We start from the raw sequence: 23,530 nt of genomic DNA, 5'->3' as shown, positions 1-23,530 counted from the left end.
TAATTGCACCAAAATAGCGCATTTCATATGCGCTATTTTTTTAACTTATTAAAAATTATACATTTTAAATATTGGTCTACAATCTGCATTTCTAATTTTATGTCATACTGAGACAAGAGTTTTTATGCAAGAGGCCAATATAGTGGACATTACTCCGTTTTTAGCAAAGCATCAGTTACCCCTTAAATACCAGTATTTAAGTGAGCAATTCTTCATTCCTTTAGCTGAAGATATTATTGCAGCAAAGCCTTCGAACCGTCCTATGCTTGTCGCCGTCAACGGTTGTCAGGGGTCAGGTAAAACTACCTTAGCCGACTTTTTAGTTACTTGGATAAACAGTAACACTGAGTTTAATAGTATTAGTATATCAATTGATGACTTTTATTTAAGTCGTGAACAACGGGCAAATTTAGCCAAAGATGTACACCCATTGTTTGCGACACGCGGGGTACCTGGTACGCATGATACTGAATTAATGCAACTAACTATTAGCGAATTACTCGCAAATAAAATAGATATAGCATTGCCCCGGTTTGATAAAAAAACAGATGATCCGTTACCAAAAGAGCAATGGCATAAAAACAAAAAACCTATTGATATTATTTTATTTGAAGGCTGGTGTGTTGCAAGTACAGCTCAGCAACCTTATCAGCTAGAGCAGCCAATCAATCAGCTTGAAGAAAGTGAAGATGAAGCGGGTATTTGGCGTCGCTGTGTAAACAGCTGCTTAGCCAATGAGTATCAAAGTGTATTTGATTTAATTGATTACACTGTTATGTTGCAAGCCCCCTCGTTTGAGGATGTGTATGGTTGGCGGTTAGAGCAAGAACAAAAGTTACTAGCCAAAAAAGGCACAGGGTTTGGCACTTTTGATGAAGCTAGTCTGATACGGTTTATCTCTCATTTTGAACGTATTACACGTGAAAATCTTCATGCCTTACCAGAAAAGATGGATGCACTACTGACACTCGATAATGCGCGTGATATTACTGCAATGACGCTAAAAGCTGACTCAGTGACCGCTCCGTTAGTTTTTACTGATTTAGACGGCACTTTACTTAATCACGATGATTACGATTGTGCTGCCATCAAACCATTTCTAGCACAACTGACGGCAGCAGATGTGACTGTGGTTTTTAACACCAGTAAAACATTTGCTGAAGTTACTGATTTGCAGGCTATGTTAAATCATCGCCAACCGTTTATCACAGAGAACGGCTCGGCAGTTTATATCCCTAAGTTTTACTTTCCCCTTAAACCTATAGGCTGCGAAGAGCTTGACGAGTATTGGCGCTATGCTTTGGCACCGACTTGCGCAAAGCTTCATGAAGATTTAATAAATTATGCGAGTGAGTTTAAAAACTGCTATCGCTTATTTAGTGAACTGAGTGCACAAGAAGTCTCTGAACTGACAGGTTTGAGTGTTGAACAGAGTAAACTCGCTTTAACACGAGAGTATTCAGACCCAATATATTGGCAAGGCAGCGATGAGCAGCTGTCTGAGTTTCTAACTTTGTTGGAACCACTTGATTATGAAGTATTAGTTGGTGGACGTTTTATTCACTTAAATAAACAAACCAATAAAGGACAGGCACAAAACTGGTTATTAAACCAATTTAAAACACATTACCGTCACCCATTTACCACTATTGCCTTAGGTGATAGCCAAAATGATATGGCAATGCTTGATGAAGCCGATATCGCAATTTTAATTACGAACCCAAACAGTAAGGCTAAAGCAAAATTGGCACATAAACCGTGGCATGTTAGCGAACGACCAGCCCCTTTAGGTTGGATCGATGAAGTGGCCGACTTACAGATTATTAAAGCGCAATTAGCGCCAAGAAAGGAGCAGTCACATGGCTGATTTTTACCAAAATGGCATAATTACTACATTGCATAACATCGCAGATCGTCCGGTAGAAGAGTTAGAGGCAGAGCTTTTAGACTTCTCTAAGCAACGTCCAATGGGGCTCATCTTACCGTCATTATACAGTGAGCTTGAAGGGCCCGCGCTACAAAATATAGTAAAAGAACTCAAGCAAGTACCTTATTTATCGCAGATCACAATCGGCTTAGATAGAGCTGATGAAAGTCAATATCGCAGCGCATTACAGTTTTTTTCAGAGCTCGACCAACCGCACCGCGTGCTATGGAATGAAGGTCCACGTTTACAAGCGCTCGATAAAGAATTACAACAACTTGGTGTAGCGCCAAGAGAGTTAGGTAAAGGACGTAATGTTTGGTATTGCATGGGCTATAAACTGGCTACCTCAAAGGTTGAATCAATAGCATTACATGATTGCGATATTTTAACTTATGATCGAGGTCTCTTAGCACGTCTAATTTATCCAGTTGCGCACCCACACTTTAACTATGAATTTTGTAAAGGATTTTACCCTCGTACTGCCGATGGTAAAATAAATGGCCGGGTGTCTCGTTTACTGGTCACGCCGCTGTTACGTTCATTTAAAACAATTCTGGGTAGCACTGATTATTTGGAATACATGGATTCATTTCGCTATCCATTAGCGGGTGAATTTTCGTTCCGTCGAGACGTACTTAATGATATTCGCATTCCAAGTGACTGGGGCTTAGAAATTGGTGTGCTATCAGAAATGTACCGTAACTATTCTCACAACCGTTTATGCCAAGTTGATATTGCCGATAATTACGATCATAAACATCAGGTGCTTTCACTGGATAATCAAGCTGCTGGGTTATCTAAAATGTCGATTGATATCACCAAAGCACTGTTTAGAAAGCTAGCGACACAAGGTGTGACCTTTACCACTGAAACGATACGTTCTCTTAAAGCTACTTATTACCGCATTGCGTTAGATTTCATTGAAACCTATCACAACGATGCCATGATGAATGGTCTAACGCTTGATATTCACCAAGAAGAAAAAGCTGTAGAAATGTTTGCACAAAATATTATGAATGCAGGCGAACACTTTTTACAGCACCCGATGGAAGCGCCATTTGTGCCGAGTTGGAACCGTGTTGCCTCTGCCATGCCAGATGTGTTTTCACGTTTAGAAGAAGCCGTAGAGCTTGATAATAAAGAGTTTTCATAATAAGAATGGGGTAGGGAAATGAGTAAAGCATTATTTGAACAACGGGTTGAACAGCATTTAGCAAGCATATACGAAGGTGTTGATTTATGTATGAGTATTGATGCTTTAGCGAGTATGTTGATCACCACTATGTTAAAAGATGATCCAGTTCGTGACCCTACACCCCATAAAAACCGTTGGGATCAGCAAGACGTAATTTTAATTGCTTATGGCGATTCAATAATGCGTTATCAAGCTGATGAACAAGCAGTACCAGTTCCCAGTGAGCCGCCTTTACATACGTTACATCGCTTTATGAAAAACCAATGTGCTGGCACTATCAATGCTTTACATATACTGCCTTTTTACCCCTATAGTTCAGATGAAGGTTTTTCGGTGATGAATTATGTTCAGGTAAACGAATCATTGGGAAGTTGGGATGATATTCAAGGCATTGCAAAAGATGTAAAGTTAATGGCGGATTTGGTCATTAATCATTGTTCGAGTCGAAGCCGCTGGTTTGAAAACTTTATGCAAGGAAAAGAGCCAGGGCTGAGTTATTTCAAAACGGCTAATTTAACCGATGATGTATCTAAAGTGGTGCGCCCAAGAACGACCCCTTTATTAAATACCGTACAAACAGCCATAGGTGAGAGGCATGTTTGGTGTACCTTCAGTCCGGATCAGGTTGATTTAGACTTTGCAAATCCACTTGTGTTGAATGAGTTTGTTGGCATTATTCGTCATTATTTAGATAATGGGGTGAAGATATTTCGCTTAGATGCAGTGGCGTTTTTATGGAAAGAGTTGAACACTTCCTGTATTAATTTACCGCAAACACACGAAGTAATTCGTCTATTACGAACCTTAATAGAGCATGTTGAACCCAGCGCTATTATTATCACCGAAACCAATATTCCAAACCGTGAAAATCTATCTTACTTTGGTAATGCAAACGAAGCACACTGTATTTATAACTTCTCATTACCGCCACTTCTATTACATACTTTACTCAGTGGCGACAGCAAAGCATTAAAACATTGGATGATGAGTATGCCACCGGCACAAAATGGTACTGCATACTTTAATTTTATTGCCTCACATGATGGGATTGGTTTGCGTCCAGCAGAAGGCTTACTTGATGAAGCCGAGCTTGGACAAATGGTAAATACAGTCAGTCGCTTTGGTGCCAAAGTATCAATGCGAACAGCAAACAATGGCACTAGTTCGCCATATGAACTCAATATTGCATTATTTGATGCTTTACAAGGCACGCATAAAGGCATTGATAAATGGGGTTTACAGCGTTTTACCTGTGCGCATGCAATTATGTTTGCTCTAGAGGGGATCCCTGGGCTTTATATTCATAGCTTACTTGGTACAACGAATGATTATGAAAGGTTTGAAAATAGTCAGCATAATCGTTGTATTAATCGTCATCGTTGGCAAGAAAAAGCATTACTTGAAAAGTTATCCGATGTAGGTAGCCATCATTACCATGTGTTTAGCCGCATCAATAATTTATTAGCAATTCGTAAGCAACAAGATGCTTTCCATCCTAATGCAACGCAATTTACTCTGCACTTAACAGGAGCTTTATTTGGCTTTTGGCGCCAAAGTATAGACCGTAGGCAAAGCATATTCTGTGTGTATAACATTAGTGATGAGCCGCAAACTTTATTGTTAGCAGATTTAAATTTAATTGATACAGAGCAATGGTTTGAGTTGATATCTGCCCATCCTCTCAATGATGGACAACAAAGTATTGAACTTGAACCTTATCAAGCACTTTGGTTATCAAATAGAGCATAAAGAGTTTATAAAGGGAGTATTACTCCCTTTGCTTGTTTTAATGCAATTGCTTTAACAGGTTCTCTACAGTGAAAGGGAGCTGTTCTGGCGATGTTTTACTGAATTTTTTAAAATCTATAATATCTAGCCCTCCGTGATTTATTAACTCCACTAGAGGTTGATTTCGAGTGGTTAAATTATTAAAAATCGGCAGAGTAATGTGCTTTTGTGTTTGCTTATCTATTTTTAAATTGTGATCAAAAATACTTGTTAGTGCGAAAGCACCAAGTAATACATGACCACCAAGAGTGACATCAAGAGGCTTTAAACCTTTTGGAGGTGAATCCCAATTTATGCCACCTAATAATACGTGATTCTGCTTATTTAATTTTATTAAAGCCCGTTGTGCACCAAAAGCGATGGCATCATTGGCACACCAGATTGTATTAATTTCTGGTGCAAGTTGCATAAAAGCCATAGTTTTAATGTAGCTTTCATGCTCAGACCAATTTGCAACATCTTGGCCTGTCAGTGTTATACCTTTCTTTTGCTCAATAAACTCATTAAGCCCTGCAGTGCGTTCGATTGATGCTGCAGTTGTATAGTCACCTAACAAAGCGAGCATATTCACAGTTTGGTTCGAGCTTAGAGTGTGTTTGTTATACAACTTGTGCGCAAGCTCTTTACCTGCATTTTGGTTATCAGGAATAATACTTCCAATAATATTTAAGCCGTCTCGTTTTAAAAAATTTAACTGTTGTTCTGCTGGGCGGTTAAGTAAAAAATAAATTGGCACATCTTTAGTGTTTAATTTAGTCAAATAGCCACTTGCTACGCTTTTTTCATCGACTAAAATTAAATAATCAGGGTTGTCTTGAATCGCTTGGCGTATAAGCTCTTTCATCAGAATATGGTTACGATTAGCATATTCTACCTTTAAATTTATGTCTAAGTCCGTTGCTGCATTGTGCATAATTTTGGAAACTTTAAACCAAAAGTTGCCAGTATTATTTTCTTGGTGGGCTGAGTCAGGAAAACCTGGGTTAATAAATGTGACATCGATTGCATAGCTGTTGCTTGAAAGCAAGGCAAGTAAAGCGAAAAAAATATAATTATAAAGTCGAAAAAACGGCATTTGTACTCACAAAAAACGCAAAAAGAACAAATCCTTGTTGAAAAAACTAACAGCAAAGTAGACACCCGTAAGGTATCTATTTGGCTTTACAATATTTATAATTACAATCTTAGCATATTTTTAGGGTTTATAAATGAAAGCAATCTTATGTGTAATTGTACTTATTGTGAGTCAAAGTACCTTCGCGGTTGAACAAAACAGTTTAGAAACGACTATGAAGAACATGGGCCTTGCTTATAAACAAAGTGTTCAAGCAACCCAGTTAACAGAATTTAATGTGGCGATTGATGAACTAATTAAATTGGTTGAAAAAAGTAAACTTGCTAAATTTAATAAAGAAGCCAAAAAATCTGTACAAGGTCTCGATAAGGTATTAGTTAAAGCAAAGCTAGCAAAGCAGCTTGCAAATAATACTGGATTAACTGCTGCTAAAAAGCCATTAAAGGAGATTGACGAATTACGCAAAGAGTATCATGAGTTACATGAGCCACCTGGGTTTTGGGAACTTTTATTTGGTAAATAATTTATATGAGCAGTTGTACGCTAAGTAGTAGCGCGCAACTGCTCGTGGCAACTCGACTATTTGCCTTTTTTCTTCATACCTTGTACTGCTTTAAAACGTGGATTATCTTTACAGATCACAAACACACGGCCTTTACGCTTTACTATTTGGCAACCAGGGCGGTTTTTCGCGCTCTTAAGTGAACTTAGTACTTTCATTATTACTTACTGCCTAGGTTTTTAAAGCGACGGTTAAATGCCGCAACACGGCCATCACTGGCAACTGTCTTCTGCTTACCTGTATAAAACGGGTGAGAATCACTAGATACATCAATAGGCACATAAGGGTAGGTTTTACCATCTAGCTCAATAGTGCGATTCGTTTTGATTGTAGAACCAATAATGAAATAACTGTCAGCTGCAGTATCGTGAAAAGCGACTGTTTGATAATCAGGATGAATATTTGGTTTCATGGTGAACTCTTTGTTATGTGATAATATACCATTAAAGTTATCGCAAATAAGAATCCTTTGCAACAAGTTTTTGCTCAATATTTAACGGTGTTGTTGGTAATTTATACAAATAATTCAAAAGTTAAGCAGTCAGTACAAAAAAACTGGCTATTGGGCTTTAGCCTGTTATAAATAAGATGTAACAGAGCAAAAGGAGGCAAGCTTTAGAATGAGCGAACAAATACCAGACACTACCGATGAGCAAAGCCAGCAAATAGATCAAGGCGTGATGGATACATTGCGAAGCAAAGATAACTCATTACTTGCCCAGCAGATCGATCCTCTGAGTTGCACCCATAACGACATTGTAGAGTTACTGGCGCACTATTTAGCATTGAGTGAGCAAGATGATGATGATTTATTTGATGCATGGTTTGATGGTCTTAATAAAGCACAACATACAGTATTAAAAGTGTTTGAAGTTTATCGTGGTCAATTTGAACACCAAGAATAAATTTATAGGTTTAACTGGGGTTGAATAAAATCTAAAAAGGCAGTTATACGTGATGACACCGCACTGTTTTGTAATAAACAGCATTGATGTTTTCTCGCTGGGTTGTGGGGAACATTTATCAGAGCGTATCTAACTGACTTATGGTAATTTATTATTGACCATATATTTAATATAAGCGATTGATTTAATGTGTTAAACACAGCTGGCTTATTATTTTACCTCTGTGCTGTAATACTAAAGGGGAGTTCAGGCATCGTAGCTGACAGCCCTCAGTTAAATGCTTTATTATCAAGCTGATTAGCTTTTATTTAACTAGAAGGTTTACAGTCGCTGCTTAATGTCCCTAATGTCCTACAAGCGGTATTAGAGCTTCCAAAATTTACAAGCGCTTATCAATCTTCAGCTTCTGCTTTCATAACAGCAACTTTATCCTAGTATTGATTTTATGAGCGTAGCTTAAACATGTTTGCAATAGTTCACATCACTAAACTTATGGAGCAGGTGTGAATGCTTTAATTGCCACATGTTGGGCGGGGCATATAAATAAATCCAGAATCTCGACTTAAGTGCACATTCAGTGACTCTTTGTCATCATGACTTGAAAATAAAGTTTACGACCACAGTCACATAGTTAAATAAATGATATTTGTATTTAATGTTATAAGGAGATGTTATGACTCAGCACGTAATTGAAATGCCTGACTTAGGTGTAGGTACGTTTCGTCTAGAAGGTAAAACAGCATATAATTCAGTTAGTATGGCGCTTGAAGTTGGCTTTAGGCACATAGATACTGCGCAAATATATGGCAATGAATCTCAAGTCGGCCAAGCAATTAAGGACAGTAATGTACCGCGCAGTGAATTATTTATAACCACTAAAGTGTGGAATGATAAGTTAAGTAAAACGAGCTTCATTGACAGTGTTAAAGAAAGCCTAGCAAAGCTTCAAGTAGACCACGTTGATTTATTACTGATTCACTGGCCATCACCGTCAAATGGTGAATCAATGAGTGAATATTTAACTGAGCTTAAAAAAGCGAAAGATCTCGGTTTAACTAAGCATATAGGTGTTTCTAATTTTACTATCGCTAATTTAAAGGAGGCAATGCAAACTCTTGATAGCCGAGAAATATTCACAAATCAGATCGAAGTTCACCCGTATTTAACGAATACTAAGCTACGCGCTTTTTGTCAGCAACATGATATTCATGTGACAGCTTATATGCCGTTTGTAGTTGGTAAAGTACTTAAAGATGATACGGTACTCGATATTGCTAAAAAACATAAAGCATCAGCTGCGCAAGTTGTACTTGCCTGGATAAATGCAAACGGTATGACAACTATCCCGTCATCGACTAAGCGTGAAAACCTTGCCGATAACTTTGATGATTCAGTAAAATTGGATAGCGATGATATCGACCGCATTAATGCCCTCGATTGTGGCGACAGGCAAGCGACCCCCGATTTTTCACCTCAGTGGGATGAATAGTTTTTCAACGGATTAAATGATGACGATATAGCGCGGCTCAAGCCGCGCTTTTTATTACCTGCCTATATCTTTATTTACATTTTAAGCCCTAATGATTATTATGAAAACAATAGCAATTATCGTTTGTATTAACCTGGGTGTGTGAGTGTCAAAAATAAAAGTTTTATTAATCGAAGACGATAATACGTTAAATAATTATCTCAGAGATTTATTAGTTAAATCAGGTTATTGTGTCGAGCAGTGTTTTGATGGCATAACTGGATTAAATATTGCACAGCGTCAACAGCATCACCTTATTTTACTTGATAAAATGCTCCCCAAATTAGACGGTGTCTCGCTTTTAAAAACACTGCGAGAAACTAGCCAGCAGCCTGTTATTATGGTTTCAGCGAAAGGTGCTGAAGAAGAACGTATTTTAGGTTTAAGCCATGGTGCTGATGATTATGTTGCTAAACCATTTAATACCCAAGAGCTATTACTCAGAATTGAAAGCCTACTCAGGCGAAGCCAAGCAAACGTAAAACCGAGTAGCCATGTGGAAATAAATATTGATGGCTTAATGCTCAATGCTGCACAACAGGTTATTTATGTAAATGGTGAGGAGCTTGAGTTCACGCCTATTCAGTTTAAATTACTTTGGGAATTAGTATCACAGCAAAATCAAATTGTCAGCAAAGCCGATTTATATCAAGCTGTGCTTAATAAAAAGTTGGGGGCTTATGACCGTAGTATCGATATGCATCTTAGCCGAGTAAGAAGAAAGCTGACAGATGCTAATTGGTTAGGGGAACGCCTACAAACAGTGCATGGTAAAGGATATTGCTTTAAATGAAGCGAAAATTACTTTGGAAGTTATGCCTGATATTAGCAACTGGTTTAGTTTCATTTTTTTATTTATTACACTTATTTACGTTAAAAACAGAAGAGAGCATGAGCTTTATTGCTGAGCAAGACCGCAAGCAATTACAAGCATGGGGAGCACATGCAGAAAAGCTCTATACCACAGGACAAACAAATCAATTAAATGCTTGGTTGGCAGAGCTAAAAATACAAGAAAACACCTGGATATCCATAGCTGGCTTTAAGGTAAACCACATTGCAGGTGAACCCTTTGATAAAAATATTGTAGGTGGCTATCACTTTGGACGCAGTATTGAATGGAAAATTCATCTGTATTTTGAGCAAAATCCCATTATGGAAATCCCGTTCACTCACATTAATGGCAGCTTATTAATAAAGTTACCTGAGCGTATGCGCCCTGGTAATCACTGGACAACAACGAAGTTTATATTGCAAATAATAATGCCAATGCTTGTTTTAGTGGTGTTATCGATTATTTTATATCGTCATATTATTACGCCTTTACAGCAACTTGAAAAAGCGACTACAGAGTTTAGCCGTGGTAACTTTTCAGTTAGGGTGGCGAAATATCTAGGGGGGCGTAAAGATGAGCTTGCTCAACTTGCATTCACCTTTGATAAAATGGCCAGTCGCATTGGCGAGCTAATTAATAATCAAAGACAATTAATTTCAGATTTATCCCACGAATTAAGAACACCACTTACGCGCTTAGATATTGCCGTTGAAAACTTTGATGAGCACGAAAGTAAGCAACACCTTGAGCGAATCACTCGTGAATCGAAACATATTCGTAAACTCGTTGAAGATAGCTTAACCCTTGCATGGCTTGAAAATGAAAAACCGATAATTAAGCAGGAGCCTGTCGACCTTGTGGATTTACTCGATGTATTAATTGATGACGCCCGATATGAATTTCCTGATCGACAGCTGGTTGTTCATGCACCAACTAGCGCAATGATTGAAAATAGCTGTCACCGTGCCTTATGCCCAGCTATTGAAAACGTAATTAGAAATGCACTGCGTTATACACCGGCCAGTGAGCAAGTTACTATTTGTATGTCGTTAGAGGCAGGTTGTTACAAATTACAGATAAGCGATCAAGGTCCTGGCATTCCTGAGCAATTTTTAGAAAAAGTATTTGAGCCATTTTTTAGAGTCGATGATGCACGAATAAGTGAAGGGGATAGTTTTGGCTTAGGTCTAGCACTGGCTAAGCGCCACTTAGCCAGTGTCAGGGCAAAGATCCACGCAGAGAATGCGCCAAATGGCGGTTTGGTTGTGGTGATAATGATTCCTATTTCTTAAATGTAACAATTGTAAAAGTTGTATCATCAGTGAACTTAAATAGTAATAATTCTTAATTAAGTATTTAACACTTATTTGAGACCCAATTCATGCCATCTGTATTAATAAATAAAACGTTTGTAAAAACCAGTATTGCCAGCGCTGTGGTAGCGCTTTGCTTCAATGCCAATGCGGCTGATCAACAAGAGTCTAAAAAAGAAAATAAACTAGAAAAAATCACAGTTGTGGGTGCTACAACAAATTCAGAAATTACACCTCTTGAGCTTGAAAACTACCAAGCAAACGATTTAGAAGATATTTTCCGTCATACCCCATCAGTCACTGTTGGTGGCTCGTTAGGCATTGCACAAAAAATATTTGTACGTGGTATGGAAGACTCCATGGTCAATGTAACCGTTGATGGTGCACCGCAAACCAGTACATTGTTTCATCATATTGGTCGTGTTGCGATTGAACCTGAACTATTACAAAGTGTTGAAGTACAAGCCGGTGCCGGTGAAGCAACATCCGGTACAGGTGCTGTTGGCGGCGCTATTCGCTTTAAAACAAAAAGTGCTGATAACTTACTCAGTGATAATGAGCAATTTGGTGGTATTGCCAAGGCGAGCTATTTTAGCAATGACGGTCATAAAGAAAGCCTCTCTCTATATGGAAAACTCACAGATAAAGTGGGTGTTTTAGCATCCTATGTAAACGTTAACCGCGAGAATATGGATGACGGAGATGGTGAAGAAATACCTGGCACAGCAGCCGATCAAACCCTTGCATTTATAAAAGTAAACGCCGAGCTGACAGAAAACCAAAACCTTACCCTTAGTTACGAAAACCGTAAAGAAGAGGGGGAGTTTGGTAAACAAACCAACTGGGCACCACTTGAAAGTGATCCACTATTTATGTCGTGGGGAGAGCGCGAAACCCTTGTATTAAATCATGCGTGGTACTTAAATAGTTTAGTAAATCTTGAAACGACTATTTACCGTACAGAGTCTTCATTTAAACGTGAACTTTATACCTGGGATGCCGCAATCGAAACCACGGGTTTTGATATTCGTAATACTAGCGATTTAGGTAAGCATACTTTAACTTACGGTATAGAGCAGAAAGTCGATAAAGTGCACTCGCAATCGTATGAAGATTTTGGCGGCATTTTTGATGAAGAAGGCACTGTAACCGGTGTTTATGTTCAAGATCATTGGCAATTAACGGATGCTTTGTTACTTAGCTTTGGTGCGCGTTATGACGCTTATGAACTTGATCACAGAGGTGTTGAAGTAAGCTGGGTACAAGTTGATGGTGCGTGGCTTGTTGAAATGGATGCCAATGGTGCGCTTGTGACAACCTCAGATGAATTCTCGACTGAAAAACAAGATGGTATTAGTGGCAATCTTGGCTTTGAGTACAGTTTAACAGAATCATTAAAGCTATCTGCTGGTTATGCGCAAGCACTCAGAGGCCGACAAGTTGCGGATGCCTTTACTGTTGGCGAGCTTAAACCAAATCAAAACTTATCACCTGAAGAGGTAGATAATACAGAGCTTGGCTTAGTGTATAACGACGGCACATGGTTGTTTGAGGCATCAGTGTATTTAAGTGTTATTAACGACGTAGTGTTTGATAAGTTTAAAGGCAGTGAAGGTGTATTTTACGAAAACATAGGTGATTTAGAAACCAAAGGTATTGAGCTTGTGTCGGGTTATCAAGGTTATAACTTCGATGTTATCGTAAGTTATAGTCATAACGATGTTGAATTAAATAACGCCTCATTTGTGTGGCCGGATGCCAATGACGCTTCTACTTACAGCACTGTTAATTTCGACGGCATTCAAATGGCTGCTTACGAGTACGGGGGTTTAGGTAACGCAATTGGCGACTCTATTAATGTTAACTTTAACTACCATGTGAATGAGCAAATTAAGTTTGGTTTAAACTATAACCATGTTGCGAGCCTCAATGATATTGAAGTATTCCACCGTTCAATTGAGCTGGGGTGGATGAGCGAACTCGAAACAATTAATAAGCCAGGGTACGATTTATTTGATGTCTATGTAACCTACGAGCCGCTTACAAATTTAAGGTTTGACTTATCAGTACAAAACTTACTTGACGAGACTTACTTAAGCCACGGCAGCGTTGCTGACTATGGTCACATACCAGGCTATGAAAGTGTTGTAGGAATTAAAGAGCCTGGGCGTGATATCCGCCTGAGCGTGTCATATAAATTTTAACTCCTGAATGAGGTAGGTGCTTTAATAAAGCACCTACCGCTAATCAATGAATCTGACAAAAAAACACCTCACTGCAATCGATGTAACTATTCGTGTGCTTATAGCGTTAATCGGCGGGTATTTTGTAGCAATGCTTGGCGCAATATTGATTGGTAATCATCTATTGAACGATAAAACAAACAGTATTATCACAGGGTTACTGCTTAGCTTTATTTTTTACCTTATCACCGTGTTATTTGTATTTGCCACTAAAACAACAATACGCGCTTTTACCGTTGTAGGTGGTTTATGTATTTTACTTCACTTATTTAATTACTATTTGCAGGGGCCGCAGTAGTATGAAACCTCGATTTAGACAATCCATGAGCTGGCTACACACGTGGTCGGGCTTTGCATTTGCTTGGTTACTGTTTTTTATTTTTGTAACGGGCACTGTTGGCTATTTTGAAAATGAAATAGACCGCTGGATGAAACCAGAAATAGCCATTGTCAATGAGCCAATTGATGATTTAACGATACTCAATACTGCGCAGCAACAACTCACAGCCAAAGCAGATGATGCAACTCAGTGGTACATTAGTTACCCATCAGCACGTAATCCTTATATTGATATTTCATGGTTGCAGCCTGCAAATAAAGAGACTGGAACGCGACGGCAATGGTATGAAAAAAACCTTGCCCCTAATACTGGTGAGCTAATAACAACCAGGGAAACCAGTGGTGGCGAAACGTTATACCGATTGCACTATAACTTACATTATGTGCCGATTGTTGTTGGGTATTTGGTCACTAGTTTAGCAACGATGTTGATGCTTATAGGTTTAGTCACTGGGGTGATTATTCATAAAAAAATATTCATCGAATTTTTTACTTTTCGTGCCAACAAAGGCCTGCGAAGCTGGCTTGATATTCATAATATTTTTAGTGTGTTGCCATTGCCTTTTCATTTAATGATCACCTACAGCGGGCTTATTTTATTAATGGGTATTTCATTTGCGCCAGTGGTCGATGCAACCTATGGCGAAGGCCAAAAAATGCATCGCCAGTTATATGATGAAACACAAGCAGAAAACACAACAACGCAATTTATAGCGTTACCTGCTGAGAGTTTATCACTTGAAACCGCATTAATTGATAGCAAATCACGTTTTAAGGATCAGTCGGTTAGTTATTTAGGGGTGGTAGAGCGTAATGCTGAGCAACCAGGATTTGAAGTATGGCTTGATGCCGATCAGGGCATCGAGTTTGCGACGTTGATCACCTATCGAGTCGTTGAAAACAAAGTACAAATAGAGCAAGCCACAGGTAAAAAGTATAGTGCAGCAGAGGTATATGATGTGCTGGAGCATCTTCATGAAGGCGTGTTTGCTGACATTTACTTAAGATGGTTGTACTTTTTATCAGGCTTACTCGGGGCGGGTATGATTGCTAGTGGAATGATTATTTGGGTGCAAAAACGTAAAAAGCAGCAAACGAGGTTTATCAATGTTATAGACAAGCTCAACGCTTCTGTGGTTGTTGGCTTACCCATTGCCATAGCCGCTTACTTTTGGGCAAACCGTATATTACCTGTTGAAATGGTTAGTCGTGCCCAGTGGGAAATGCATAGTTTATTTATTGTATTTGCGCTGTGTTGTTGTTTTTGCCTGGTGCGAGCTCCAGAAAAAGCCTGGCAAAATATGCTGTGGCTAGCAGCTGCGGCCTATGCCTTGATACCACTGGTTAATATGCTTACAACTAAGCACAGTATGTTAGCAAGCTTACAAAATAACGATTGGTTAATGTTGGGATTTGATTTAAGTATGCTCGTTTTTGCAGGGGGGTTTGCTTTTGCGGCGGTTGTGCTGCAAAAGCGAAGTGTAATTACATCTTCAAACTCACATATAAAGCAAACAGTAAAAGGTATTTAAATATGTTGATATTACTGCAAATAATACTGCAATTACTGGGCTTTACACTGCTGAGTTTATCACTGCAACGTCATTACAATGATGTTATTGGTCAAGCCCGGCGCTTAAAAAAAAGCACCTATCTATTGTTTCGATGTCTAGGTATAGCATTGCTTATCGTTGCAACCGCTAATGCAATTTATACATGGGGCACAGCACTCGGCTTAGTGTATGTTTTTGCGACTGCAACACTAGTAGCAACTACATTAGCTATCTTATTAGCTTACATTACTAGATTAAAGGCAATGCTTGAGTAACTAATCGGTTACCCGCACGACAATAGTGTGACTGTCGTAAGACCTCCCGTTCATTCAAGACCTCGACCACAGCCTCGTCGTCGTTAATAATTATCTAAAAAGCCTCATGTGAGGCTTTTTTGTATTCTGGCTCTAAACTTTAAACTGTTGTTAAATTATTTACTGACTTACTCGCACCTATACTTCAATAAATCATCAATGGTATGCTACATTTTTTACTTTTGAGAATGATTATGGATGCTATTGAGCTTTTATTGACCCGACAATCCGACCCTCGTTTAACACAGCCCGCTCCTAATGATGAACAATTAGCCATTATTAAACAAGCTGCACTGCGTGTGCCTGATCATGGCTGTATCGCTCCGTGGCAATTCATCGTTGTACAAGGTGAAGGACGTGACCGCTTAGGTGAAATATATTATCAAAGCGCAGTGACAGAACAACAAGATGAGAAAGTGATTTCACGGGCAAGGGAGCTACCTCTGCGTGCACCGATGATCATTATTGCTATTGCCAAATACCAACAACACCCAAAAGTACCGCGAATAGAGCAAGTACAAAGTGCTGGATGTGCTGTTTTAGCAATGCAACAAGCCGCATTTGCACAAGGCTTAGGAGGCGTTTGGCGAACGGGTTATTTTGCTCAAAGTGAGCAAGTGAAAGCACAGTTAAGCTTAAATGAGTTAGATGAGATAGTGGGGTATTTATATTTAGGTACCCCTGAAGTTGATTGTAAAAAAGCAGCAAAACATAAACCAGAACACTTTTTCACAAATTTATAGTAGACAAAGGAACTTAATACTTTTTAATCAGTCATACTCTATTAAGCTAGCAGCTGATATGGTGATATTAGCTGCAGACTGTGAAGAGTGCTAGGAGGCAATTGTTTATATTCTTCTTCAGTTTGTTTTTTAATCTGTTATTTTTTGTTACTGTATGGAATGTCTTAACAATAACAATAAAGAAGACGAGAACAATGGGAAATTTATTTTTACGTGAAAAAGAAAAATGGTTAACCTGGTCATTATGGGGGTTAGTCGGTGCCGTGCTGACTCTTTATACCGCTTTTAGTACGCAAACTCCTCATTTAGTGGCTATTTCTTCAATTTCAATTTTAGTTGTACTAACTTGGTGGATGCAGCGTACACGCCGTTTTGATTTTGGCCGCGCATTTAAAGTGTGTTTTTATGTATTAATGTTGAGTATTTTGCCTGCATTTGTATTAGTGATCATGCCAAGTGATAATTTGAATAAATTTGACCTAATATTTCAATGTTTAAGTTTTGCCATTTTAAGTTTATTAGTATGTTTAGTTTGCTCGTGGATTGCTAAGCGTCCAAAGCAATATTACTAATTTGCTCTTTTTCATTAATAGGGCTTTACAATCAACTCCGTAACACCTATTATGCGCGCCGTACGGAGAGATGGCAGAGTGGTCGAATGCACCGGTCTTGAAAACCGGCATGGGTTTGTAGCCCATCTAGGGTTCAAATCCCTATCTCTCCACCATATTTAAAAAGCCGCCTTATGGGCGGCTTTTTGCTATCTGGAGTTTATATGTCTGAGCCTCGTCAATTAAATATATTACAACGTTTACTAAAACACAGTTTATTGTGGGTTGTATTTGCATATTGTTATCACAGTGCCATAAATTTACTCGTTAAAATGGCTATTGATGCGCAACCTGATGCTGTACTTGTTACTTCATTATTATACTGCTTAGGCTTTAATGTTTTAACTGCGCATTTAATAACCAAATACGATAAATATTGGCCGGTAATTGGGGCATGTGTGATTGGCGTAGTGGGGCTAATCTTAGTGCCAATTATATTTGTAGGAGCTCATGCATTACTCAGTCGGGAGTTGCTTGCAGGTATTTTAATCAGCTTACCGATATTTACCCTAATAATGGGTATAGTTAAGCAAAAACTCCATAAAAACTAAGCCCAAAAGGGCTTTTTTTTATGATAGCATAGGCGCGTCTTTTAACTGGTATCAGTGCAGGTTCGGCTGGTACAAACAAACGTGAAACACATTATGTCAGATAATTTTACTACAGATGCTGAAAAAGCAAGTTACGGTATTGGTTTACAAATGGGCGAGCAACTTAAAGCGAACCCTTTTGAAGGTCTAAACTTAAATTCAGTATTTGAAGGCATGAAAGATGCTTATGCCGGCGGTGAATTCCAAGTTGAAATTCCTGAAATCCAAGCTGCATTTGAAAAAATCAACACTGAGATTCAAGCTCGTCGCGAAGAAGAAGCTAAAGTACTTTCTGCTGAAGGTATCGCATTTTTAGAAGAAAATGCTAAGCGTCCTGAAATCACAGTAACTGAATCAGGTCTTCAATATGAAGTGCTTGCAACAGGTGAAGGCGAAAAGCCTACAGCTGAGTCTACAGTACGTGTTGATTACCACGGTACTCTTATCAACGGTACAGTGTTTGATAGCTCTTACGAACGTGGTCAGCCTGCTGAATTCCCAGTTGGTGGCGTTATCAAAGGTTGGACAGAAGCATTACAAATGATGCCTGTTGGTACTAAATGGCGTATCTATGTTCCTCATGAGCTTGCTTATGGCGAACGTGGTGCTGGTGCTGCAATCGCACCTTTCTCAACACTTGTATTTGATGTTGAGCTACACGCTATTCTTTAATAGTAGTCGCTGAGCTAACAAAGCTCGATGATATAAAAACCACGCTTATTTAAGCGTGGTTTTTTTATATTAAGTACTAGTAACTCAACTACAAAGTTATAGATGAGTTACTTATAATCAGAAATATCCGCGAACGCCAATTTTAAAGTTACGGCCAGGTAAAGGAGCCTTTTCTTTAATAAATGAGCTGTGCACAAAGCCAAGTTCATCAGTAATGTTGTCAACGTTAATATAAAACTCTGAATCAACAGGTCCTACACTTAATTGATAATTTGCTTGAGCATCAAATAAGGTATAGCTCTGTGTTGTTGTTTCATAATCAGTAATATCATTTTGCTCAAAATAATGAGTGCCTGTGAGTGTAAATTGCCAATCACTCAGCGTATATTGTAACTTTGAGCCTAATTTATTAGCCGGGATTCTTGGTAAGTTTTCATCATCTTTAAGTTTTGCTGTTGTTGAATCACCAAAAACTTTAACCATTGCATTTGCGTTCACCTGGTAGTGAGCATCAAATTCGATACCGTAAAGCTCAGCATCTTTACTTACAAATTGATATACCGCGATGCTTTCTTCGTGCTCTTCACTACTTTGTTCAAAACCATGCTCTTCATCATAAACGAGCCCTGTATTTTGTTGATAGTAAAAGTTTTCAATATCGTTGTAGAATAGATTGACAGTGTAACCAAAGTCACCGCTGAAGCGTCTAAAACTTAAATCGAGGTTGGTCGACGTTTCTTGTTTAATGTCTTGTGGCTCAAAATGCGCTTCACCATCTTCAATCACATAACCTAAGCCAAGTTCATACGTACCTGTTGCAATATGTAGTCCGTTTGACAATAGCTCTGCAGACAGTGGTGCACGTTCTGAATGTGATACACTTAGTGCGATACTTTGACCTGGTGTATATTGCCAAATAGCACCAGCAGATGCACTTAAGTTAGTAAAGCTTTTGCTGTAGGCGATTACTTCATCGTGTTCTTCTTCAGCTTCATCATGCTCTTCTTCATGGTCATGGTCATCGTGTGCTGCGATATTACTGTCAATGTTGTAATCTTCTAAACGGGCACCTAACTCAACCGTGATATCACCAAATTGTTGCTCTTCTAAAATAAAAACAGCATGGCTCGTTGTTTTACTCGCTGGCGTAAAGGCTTCTTCGCCATCGGCATCATAGTCTGAATCGCTAAAGTGATAGCCTGCCATACCATGCCAGTTACCAAATTTATGCTCGATGTTTAAACGTGCTTCGGTTGTTTGATTTTTAAAGGTTGTGCCAATTACGCCGTCTTCAATTTCACTATGTTTATAATCAGTGTAACCTAAGCGTAAGTTAATAGTTTCAATCCAATTATTGTGCAGTGCATAACTCATAAGACCTTGCCAACGATCTTGCTCTACACTGGCATAAACAGATTCATCTTCATCATGCTCTTCTACATGGTTTTCTTCGTCATGAACTTCTTCTTCCTCATGATCATGACCAATATGCTCATGCGCTGGGATACCATAATCTGTATCGATACGACCATAAGCAACACCTAGGGTGAAATGCTCACCTACATAACTAGTACCAAAATTTACTGTTTGGCTATCAATAAAAGTGTTTTCTACAGAGGTCGCTGTTTCGTGGGCTTCTTCTTCATGATCGTGGTCATCATGCTCTTCGTGTTCATCCTCTGGTAGCTCAAATTCTGGCGTTTGGTAATCATCACCAGTACGCTTTGTTCCATCGAAGTGAAAATTAAAGTTGTCATGACCTGTTTCAAATTTTGCGGCATAAGTATTGGCATTTGATACTGTGTCGTGGCTATATTCTGCAGCACCAGTAAATTGCTCAATATTGTCAGTAGGAATTCGGTTATCAACCACATTCACCACACCGCCGATTGCACCTGAACCGTAAAGTAAAGTGGCTGGGCCTCTAAGCACTTCAATTTGTTCTGCAGAGAGGGTGTCATTGGATGTTGCATGGTCTGGACCAATACGTGATGCATCACTACTATCCAAACCATTTTGAGTGATTTTGACTCGTGGACCGTCTAAGCCACGAATAATAGGGCTTGATGATACTGGACCAAAGTAGCTGGCATTAACACCAGGTAAGCCTTTTAAGGTTTCACCGAGCGTTGGCTTTGATTTGTTTTTTAGCTCATCACCAGACAGTACACTTACAGGTGAAATCATCTCTAAACTATTTTTGTGTAAAGCAGATGCATAAACAACCACTGTTTCAACAGATGTGGGCGTTAAAGTCACGTTCACAGTAGCGCTGGTTTCATTTACGTTAAGACGTGCATCAAGGTAGTTATTTTTACTGATATGCAATTGACTGTTGGCATCAATATCAATGCTAAAGTTACCTTTGTTATCTGTTTTGATAGATTGTGTTTTGCCATGTACATGAATAACGGCATTAGCTATTGGTTGATTATTAGGATCAACAACGTGCCCATTTACAGTTGCAGCATGTGCAGAATAGGAGCTAAGCGCTGTAATGATCGCACCAGAAAGAATTGAATATCGGTTCATAATTACTACATTATTTGATTTTGATGTTGTGATATAATGTAACATCACCATCTTAATTAATCAATAATGTTATACCATAACTTATAAGGTATAAGTGTTAGATTATGTAATCTAAACTATACTCAAAATACGCATACTTCTGGAGTCATCGTTATGACTGACAAAAGCCGTATATTCAAAGCGCGATTCACCATTGCTGATTTACGTCAGCAACGAAATCATCGCGAAGTTTTTACTACTTCATTGACTAAAAATGAAACACTTGAGCATTTTATATTAAAACTATTGGGTTACAGTTTTTTGTCATATGATAAATCAGCACAAATAAATAACCTGTCTGATAAATATAGGCCGGATGTGTCTGTAAGAGCGCTAGATGAACACTACACAAAATGGTTAAGTGTTGATAAGCCTGATTTACAGCGTATGCTCAAGGCTGCAAAAGTTGTGGATGAATTTATTATTTTAACAACGGCCCAAAGTGAGTGGTTAAATCAGGCGAAGCCCCAATTAACATTACTACCTAATAGCCATTTAGTAGAAATAGATAAGCAGTTTATAGATTAGCTCAAAGCACACTTAACAAGAAACCTTGATTGGGATATTACTATTGACCAACATAGTGTGAGTATTAGTGATGAGCATTATTTTTACCATACTAAATAGTTCGTATGGCATTAATTATTTAAGTTAATTATAAAAGATTACACTTTATTATTGCATGAAAGCCCAGAGTGCTTTAACTGATACATTTACCTTTTTTAGGCTGTAATGTAGAGTGTTTTGTTATAGGTAGATTTATAATTAGGCGAAAATTTGTTCGGTTACGCTGGGGGGCATAAACGTTCAAATTATGGGTAAACTCTATGTATTGTATAACTCTAGGGATAGTAAAGTAGCAAATGATAAATTATTCAGATCAAAGTGAAAGAAAGTTAATTATAAAATCTTTTGCTTTTACAGGCTCTATTGCAACCGCAGTAATGTCTTTTTTTGCAATTATTGATGCTAATTATCCATTGTTTGCAAGTTTAATTATTGCTTCGAGCTTATTTATCCTTCCATGGTTTATTAAAAGTAACGACTGGCTTTCGTCTTGTATTGTTTTATACACCTGTTTATATTGATGCTGTATTTGGTTTATACAGGGGGAAGCCATGGTACAGGCCCTATTTGGATTTTTATCGTTTCTCCTGTTACTTTCTTTATGCGAGGACTGCGTAAAGGAGTTATAGATATAACTATTTTCATTTTAGCTGTGATAGCTGCCTTTGTGATAGCTGATAACTTCAATGGTTATCAATATAACTCTCCAGAGTTACTTTCCCGGATAATATTATCTTTTATTGTGGTTGCCTTATTAAGTGGCTTTTATGAGTACTTCCGTGAAACTTATAGCCGAAAGTTGATACAACTAGCAAAAAGTAATGAAACACTCGCGACTACGGATCCTCTTACCTCATTGCCTAACCGCCGTTACACCATGGAGCGTTTGTATGATGAGAAGCTATTAAGTGATAAATCAAATACGTCGTTAACAATTATGATTGTTGATATAGATGACTTTAAAAAAGTTAATGACAAATATGGGCATCAAATCGGGGATTTAGCACTGACACATTTAGCGGATACTTTTCGTAAATTTTCTAGAGCAAAAGATATTTTCTGTCGCTGGGGTGGTGAAGAGTTTTTATGTGTACTACCACAAACGAATGTCGAGGGAGCGGTTGTAGTAGCAAAGCGAATTCAAAAAGATTTGCTTGCACAGCCAATTCAAGTCGAGCAAGAAAAGATAAATTTATTTGTAAGTGTAGGAGTAAGTGAAATTACTCGCACAGAGAGTATCGATCTGGCAATAAAAAAAGCAGATGAAAATTTGTATTTAGCTAAGAGTACCGGTAAAAATAAAGTGTATAGCGCATAACACGCCGTAGTATTGGCTAACTTTGACTCTTCTAATGTTACAGAACTACTGTAACCTTTGACAATTAAATCTGAATAATTCATTCATATTACTTTACTCAGGAGTAGGGCGAATAATATGTAAAGGGTAAATGAAACCTTCTTAGATATCACTATTACTTGATGTAAAAGAGACTCGTAGATGATACAAGTGCCTTTATTAGCTCTGTTTTAAGTCGCAATTTGGGCATCACATTGTTCTTAACAAAACAAAGGGGAGCATATGACTATACGTCATTTTTTGCTAATGAATATCAAGTTGCTTATTTCTCAAGATTTGGTCAAATTAACTATATTTTAGTGAGTAATCATACATTAAGCTATGCTTAATTCACTCAGGGCCCTATTTTTTAAAGAGGGGAGTATGTGGTTCGGTTTTTGCTTTAATGAAGTAAACCAAATTAAATCATCTAAAGGATAAATAATGAAAAAAACACTTACGGCTATACTTTTAATTGCTTTTTCTTTCTTGCTCTACACTCAATTTTCAGAATTAGCATACAAGTTTGGATTTGCAGAACTTAAATTGGTTGCAGTTCTAGAAAACTCCGACAAAATGAAAGTAAAATGTGATGCGTACTCACTCGGGTTTTTTGATGAAATAAAACTTCAAAATAAGTATCAAAAATGTATTAATGAGTATGAAGCCCAAGGTTATGAACTCATAAGTAGAAGTGATAGTTAACAGGTTTAAATATTTCGAGGGCTTTCAGTGAAATTGGTAGTGTTCAAAAATCTGTGTCATTTCAGTAAACTGATAAAAACAGGAATGACACATGACAAATCAATTCAACTTCGAAGATGCAGTTAAGGCACTTCAAGCAGGTAAAAAACTTAATGGTA

General features: G+C 38.2%; 23 protein-coding genes, 1 tRNA gene and 1 pseudogene. 20 read left to right on the top strand and 5 right to left on the bottom strand.

Annotated elements, in window-relative coordinates; all coding sequences use genetic code 11:
• The first annotated feature begins 124 nt into the window (after nucleotides 1-124).
• The 3 genes from AAEU30_RS16690 to AAEU30_RS16680 are packed head-to-tail and all read left to right on the top strand — an operon-like array spanning nucleotide 125 to nucleotide 4,871.
• Nucleotides 125-1,867 (top strand): HAD-IIB family hydrolase, encoded by a 1,743-nt coding sequence (locus AAEU30_RS16690; protein ID WP_421961481.1) that lies wholly within the window; start codon nucleotides 125-127, stop codon nucleotides 1,865-1,867.
• Complete coding sequence (locus tag AAEU30_RS16685; RefSeq protein ID WP_421961480.1) at nucleotides 1,860-3,080, top strand: glycosyltransferase family protein; 1,221 nt, start codon at nucleotides 1,860-1,862, stop codon at nucleotides 3,078-3,080. Before AAEU30_RS16690 ends, AAEU30_RS16685 begins: the two co-directional genes overlap by 8 nt.
• An 18-nt stretch (nucleotides 3,081-3,098) precedes the next feature.
• Nucleotides 3,099-4,871, top strand: a complete 1,773-nt coding sequence (locus tag AAEU30_RS16680; RefSeq protein WP_421961479.1) for a sugar phosphorylase — start codon at nucleotides 3,099-3,101, stop codon at nucleotides 4,869-4,871.
• A 37-nt stretch (nucleotides 4,872-4,908) separates the two neighbouring features.
• On the opposite strand, the gene AAEU30_RS16675 is transcribed toward AAEU30_RS16680, so the two are convergent.
• Nucleotides 4,909-5,985, bottom strand: coding sequence for an ABC transporter substrate-binding protein (locus AAEU30_RS16675; protein WP_421961478.1), 1,077 nt, complete (start codon nucleotides 5,983-5,985; stop codon nucleotides 4,909-4,911).
• Between the two features lie 133 nt (nucleotides 5,986-6,118).
• On the opposite strand from AAEU30_RS16675, the gene AAEU30_RS16670 reads away from it, so the two are divergent.
• The gene (locus AAEU30_RS16670; protein WP_421961477.1) at nucleotides 6,119-6,508 is read left to right on the top strand and encodes a cytochrome b562; all 390 of its coding nucleotides are present in this window, start codon (nucleotides 6,119-6,121) and stop codon (nucleotides 6,506-6,508) included.
• 56 nt (nucleotides 6,509-6,564) lie between these two features.
• On the opposite strand, the gene ykgO is transcribed toward AAEU30_RS16670, so the two are convergent.
• A complete protein-coding gene (ykgO, locus tag AAEU30_RS16665) occupies nucleotides 6,565-6,705 on the bottom strand; it encodes a type B 50S ribosomal protein L36 (RefSeq protein ID WP_054203874.1) in 141 nt (46 codons plus the stop codon).
• A gap of 2 nt (nucleotides 6,706-6,707) precedes the next feature.
• On the bottom strand, nucleotides 6,708-6,959 hold the full coding sequence (locus AAEU30_RS16660) for a type B 50S ribosomal protein L31 (RefSeq protein ID WP_421961476.1): 252 nt from the start codon (nucleotides 6,957-6,959) through the stop codon (nucleotides 6,708-6,710).
• A 208-nt stretch (nucleotides 6,960-7,167) separates the two neighbouring features.
• On the opposite strand from AAEU30_RS16660, the gene AAEU30_RS16655 reads away from it, so the two are divergent.
• Nucleotides 7,168-7,452, top strand: coding sequence for a hypothetical protein (locus AAEU30_RS16655; RefSeq protein WP_421961475.1), 285 nt, complete (start codon nucleotides 7,168-7,170; stop codon nucleotides 7,450-7,452).
• Between the two features lie 2 nt (nucleotides 7,453-7,454).
• On the opposite strand, the pseudogene AAEU30_RS16650 reads toward AAEU30_RS16655, so the two are convergent.
• A pseudogene (locus AAEU30_RS16650) lies at nucleotides 7,455-7,549 on the bottom strand (LysR family transcriptional regulator); the annotation flags it as partial.
• A 576-nt stretch (nucleotides 7,550-8,125) separates the two neighbouring features.
• On the opposite strand from AAEU30_RS16650, the gene dkgB reads away from it, so the two are divergent.
• The 12 genes from dkgB to bamJ all read left to right on the top strand — a co-directional run bounded on the left by dkgB (nucleotide 8,126) and on the right by bamJ (nucleotide 18,193).
• On the top strand, nucleotides 8,126-8,941 hold the full coding sequence (dkgB, locus tag AAEU30_RS16645) for a 2,5-didehydrogluconate reductase DkgB (RefSeq protein ID WP_421961474.1): 816 nt from the start codon (nucleotides 8,126-8,128) through the stop codon (nucleotides 8,939-8,941).
• 145 nt (nucleotides 8,942-9,086) lie between these two features.
• Entirely contained in the window at nucleotides 9,087-9,773 is a 687-nt protein-coding gene (locus AAEU30_RS16640) for a response regulator transcription factor (RefSeq protein WP_421961473.1), read from the top strand.
• Nucleotides 9,770-11,107, top strand: coding sequence for a histidine kinase sensor domain-containing protein (locus tag AAEU30_RS16635; protein WP_421961472.1), 1,338 nt, complete (start codon nucleotides 9,770-9,772; stop codon nucleotides 11,105-11,107). The genes AAEU30_RS16640 and AAEU30_RS16635 overlap by 4 nt, the downstream gene beginning before the upstream one ends.
• Before the next feature lie 89 nt (nucleotides 11,108-11,196).
• On the top strand, nucleotides 11,197-13,332 hold the full coding sequence (locus AAEU30_RS16630) for a TonB-dependent receptor (RefSeq protein ID WP_421961471.1): 2,136 nt from the start codon (nucleotides 11,197-11,199) through the stop codon (nucleotides 13,330-13,332).
• A 46-nt stretch (nucleotides 13,333-13,378) separates the two neighbouring features.
• Complete coding sequence (locus AAEU30_RS16625) at nucleotides 13,379-13,669, top strand: hypothetical protein (RefSeq protein ID WP_421961470.1); 291 nt, start codon at nucleotides 13,379-13,381, stop codon at nucleotides 13,667-13,669.
• A gap of 25 nt (nucleotides 13,670-13,694) precedes the next feature.
• Entirely contained in the window at nucleotides 13,695-15,242 is a 1,548-nt protein-coding gene (locus AAEU30_RS16620; protein ID WP_421961469.1) for a PepSY-associated TM helix domain-containing protein, read from the top strand.
• 2 nt (nucleotides 15,243-15,244) lie between these two features.
• Nucleotides 15,245-15,538 carry a DUF3325 domain-containing protein gene (locus AAEU30_RS16615; RefSeq protein WP_421961468.1) on the top strand — a complete coding sequence of 98 codons (294 nt, stop codon included), beginning with the start codon at nucleotides 15,245-15,247 and terminating at the stop codon, nucleotides 15,536-15,538.
• Nucleotides 15,539-15,771: 233 nt separating this feature from the next.
• Nucleotides 15,772-16,320: an NAD(P)H nitroreductase gene (locus AAEU30_RS16610; RefSeq protein WP_421961467.1), complete on the top strand. Its 549-nt coding sequence runs from the start codon at nucleotides 15,772-15,774 to the stop codon at nucleotides 16,318-16,320.
• Nucleotides 16,321-16,514: 194 nt separating this feature from the next.
• Nucleotides 16,515-16,892 (top strand): hypothetical protein, encoded by a 378-nt coding sequence (locus tag AAEU30_RS16605; RefSeq protein WP_421961466.1) that lies wholly within the window; start codon nucleotides 16,515-16,517, stop codon nucleotides 16,890-16,892.
• 64 nt (nucleotides 16,893-16,956) lie between these two features.
• A tRNA-Ser gene (locus AAEU30_RS16600) sits at nucleotides 16,957-17,047 on the top strand.
• Nucleotides 17,048-17,095: 48 nt separating this feature from the next.
• Entirely contained in the window at nucleotides 17,096-17,482 is a 387-nt protein-coding gene (locus AAEU30_RS16595) for a hypothetical protein (RefSeq protein ID WP_421961465.1), read from the top strand.
• Between the two features lie 93 nt (nucleotides 17,483-17,575).
• Entirely contained in the window at nucleotides 17,576-18,193 is a 618-nt protein-coding gene (bamJ, locus tag AAEU30_RS16590) for a BamJ family beta-barrel-assembly machinery protein (protein WP_256826058.1), read from the top strand.
• Nucleotides 18,194-18,310: 117 nt separating this feature from the next.
• Here bamJ and AAEU30_RS16585 read toward each other — a convergent pair whose 3' ends face one another.
• The gene (locus tag AAEU30_RS16585; protein ID WP_421961464.1) at nucleotides 18,311-20,725 is read right to left on the bottom strand and encodes a TonB-dependent receptor; all 2,415 of its coding nucleotides are present in this window, start codon (nucleotides 20,723-20,725) and stop codon (nucleotides 18,311-18,313) included.
• Between the two features lie 153 nt (nucleotides 20,726-20,878).
• Between AAEU30_RS16585 and AAEU30_RS16580 the strand changes: the two genes are divergently transcribed.
• From AAEU30_RS16580 to AAEU30_RS16570, 3 genes are all read left to right on the top strand, one after another.
• Complete coding sequence (locus AAEU30_RS16580) at nucleotides 20,879-21,292, top strand: YaeQ family protein (protein ID WP_421961463.1); 414 nt, start codon at nucleotides 20,879-20,881, stop codon at nucleotides 21,290-21,292.
• Between the two features lie 559 nt (nucleotides 21,293-21,851).
• Nucleotides 21,852-22,649: a GGDEF domain-containing protein gene (locus AAEU30_RS16575; protein ID WP_421961462.1), complete on the top strand. Its 798-nt coding sequence runs from the start codon at nucleotides 21,852-21,854 to the stop codon at nucleotides 22,647-22,649.
• A 462-nt stretch (nucleotides 22,650-23,111) separates the two neighbouring features.
• Complete coding sequence (locus AAEU30_RS16570; protein ID WP_421961461.1) at nucleotides 23,112-23,372, top strand: hypothetical protein; 261 nt, start codon at nucleotides 23,112-23,114, stop codon at nucleotides 23,370-23,372.
• Nucleotides 23,373-23,530 lie beyond the last annotated feature (158 nt).

Origin of the sequence: Pseudoalteromonas mucoides (assembly GCF_049257175.1) — a bacterium.
Lineage (GTDB): Bacteria > Pseudomonadota > Gammaproteobacteria > Enterobacterales > Alteromonadaceae > Pseudoalteromonas.
Note: the sequence above shows the minus strand (reverse complement) of the source record. Positions and strands in the feature narration are given on the sequence as shown.

What these genes read in the sequence shown, in the direction of transcription:
- AAEU30_RS16690 (WP_421961481.1), top strand. Translation starts at nt 125, where the DNA reads ATGCAAGAGGCCAATATAGTGGACATTACTCCGTTTTTAGCAAAGCAT.
- AAEU30_RS16685 (WP_421961480.1), top strand. Translation starts at nt 1,860, where the DNA reads ATGGCTGATTTTTACCAAAATGGCATAATTACTACATTGCATAACATC.
- AAEU30_RS16680 (WP_421961479.1), top strand. Translation starts at nt 3,099, where the DNA reads ATGAGTAAAGCATTATTTGAACAACGGGTTGAACAGCATTTAGCAAGC.
- AAEU30_RS16675 (WP_421961478.1), bottom strand. Translation starts at nt 5,985, where the DNA reads ATGCCGTTTTTTCGACTTTATAATTATATTTTTTTCGCTTTACTTGCC.
- AAEU30_RS16670 (WP_421961477.1), top strand. Translation starts at nt 6,119, where the DNA reads ATGAAAGCAATCTTATGTGTAATTGTACTTATTGTGAGTCAAAGTACC.
- ykgO (WP_054203874.1), bottom strand. Translation starts at nt 6,705, where the DNA reads ATGAAAGTACTAAGTTCACTTAAGAGCGCGAAAAACCGCCCTGGTTGC.
- AAEU30_RS16660 (WP_421961476.1), bottom strand. Translation starts at nt 6,959, where the DNA reads ATGAAACCAAATATTCATCCTGATTATCAAACAGTCGCTTTTCACGAT.
- AAEU30_RS16655 (WP_421961475.1), top strand. Translation starts at nt 7,168, where the DNA reads ATGAGCGAACAAATACCAGACACTACCGATGAGCAAAGCCAGCAAATA.
- dkgB (WP_421961474.1), top strand. Translation starts at nt 8,126, where the DNA reads ATGACTCAGCACGTAATTGAAATGCCTGACTTAGGTGTAGGTACGTTT.
- AAEU30_RS16635 (WP_421961472.1), top strand. Translation starts at nt 9,770, where the DNA reads ATGAAGCGAAAATTACTTTGGAAGTTATGCCTGATATTAGCAACTGGT.
- AAEU30_RS16630 (WP_421961471.1), top strand. Translation starts at nt 11,197, where the DNA reads ATGCCATCTGTATTAATAAATAAAACGTTTGTAAAAACCAGTATTGCC.
- AAEU30_RS16625 (WP_421961470.1), top strand. Translation starts at nt 13,379, where the DNA reads ATGAATCTGACAAAAAAACACCTCACTGCAATCGATGTAACTATTCGT.
- AAEU30_RS16620 (WP_421961469.1), top strand. Translation starts at nt 13,695, where the DNA reads ATGAGCTGGCTACACACGTGGTCGGGCTTTGCATTTGCTTGGTTACTG.
- AAEU30_RS16615 (WP_421961468.1), top strand. Translation starts at nt 15,245, where the DNA reads ATGTTGATATTACTGCAAATAATACTGCAATTACTGGGCTTTACACTG.
- AAEU30_RS16610 (WP_421961467.1), top strand. Translation starts at nt 15,772, where the DNA reads ATGGATGCTATTGAGCTTTTATTGACCCGACAATCCGACCCTCGTTTA.
- AAEU30_RS16605 (WP_421961466.1), top strand. Translation starts at nt 16,515, where the DNA reads ATGGGAAATTTATTTTTACGTGAAAAAGAAAAATGGTTAACCTGGTCA.
- AAEU30_RS16595 (WP_421961465.1), top strand. Translation starts at nt 17,096, where the DNA reads ATGTCTGAGCCTCGTCAATTAAATATATTACAACGTTTACTAAAACAC.
- bamJ (WP_256826058.1), top strand. Translation starts at nt 17,576, where the DNA reads ATGTCAGATAATTTTACTACAGATGCTGAAAAAGCAAGTTACGGTATT.
- AAEU30_RS16585 (WP_421961464.1), bottom strand. Translation starts at nt 20,725, where the DNA reads ATGAACCGATATTCAATTCTTTCTGGTGCGATCATTACAGCGCTTAGC.
- AAEU30_RS16580 (WP_421961463.1), top strand. Translation starts at nt 20,879, where the DNA reads ATGACTGACAAAAGCCGTATATTCAAAGCGCGATTCACCATTGCTGAT.
- AAEU30_RS16575 (WP_421961462.1), top strand. Translation starts at nt 21,852, where the DNA reads ATGCTGTATTTGGTTTATACAGGGGGAAGCCATGGTACAGGCCCTATT.
- AAEU30_RS16570 (WP_421961461.1), top strand. Translation starts at nt 23,112, where the DNA reads ATGAAAAAAACACTTACGGCTATACTTTTAATTGCTTTTTCTTTCTTG.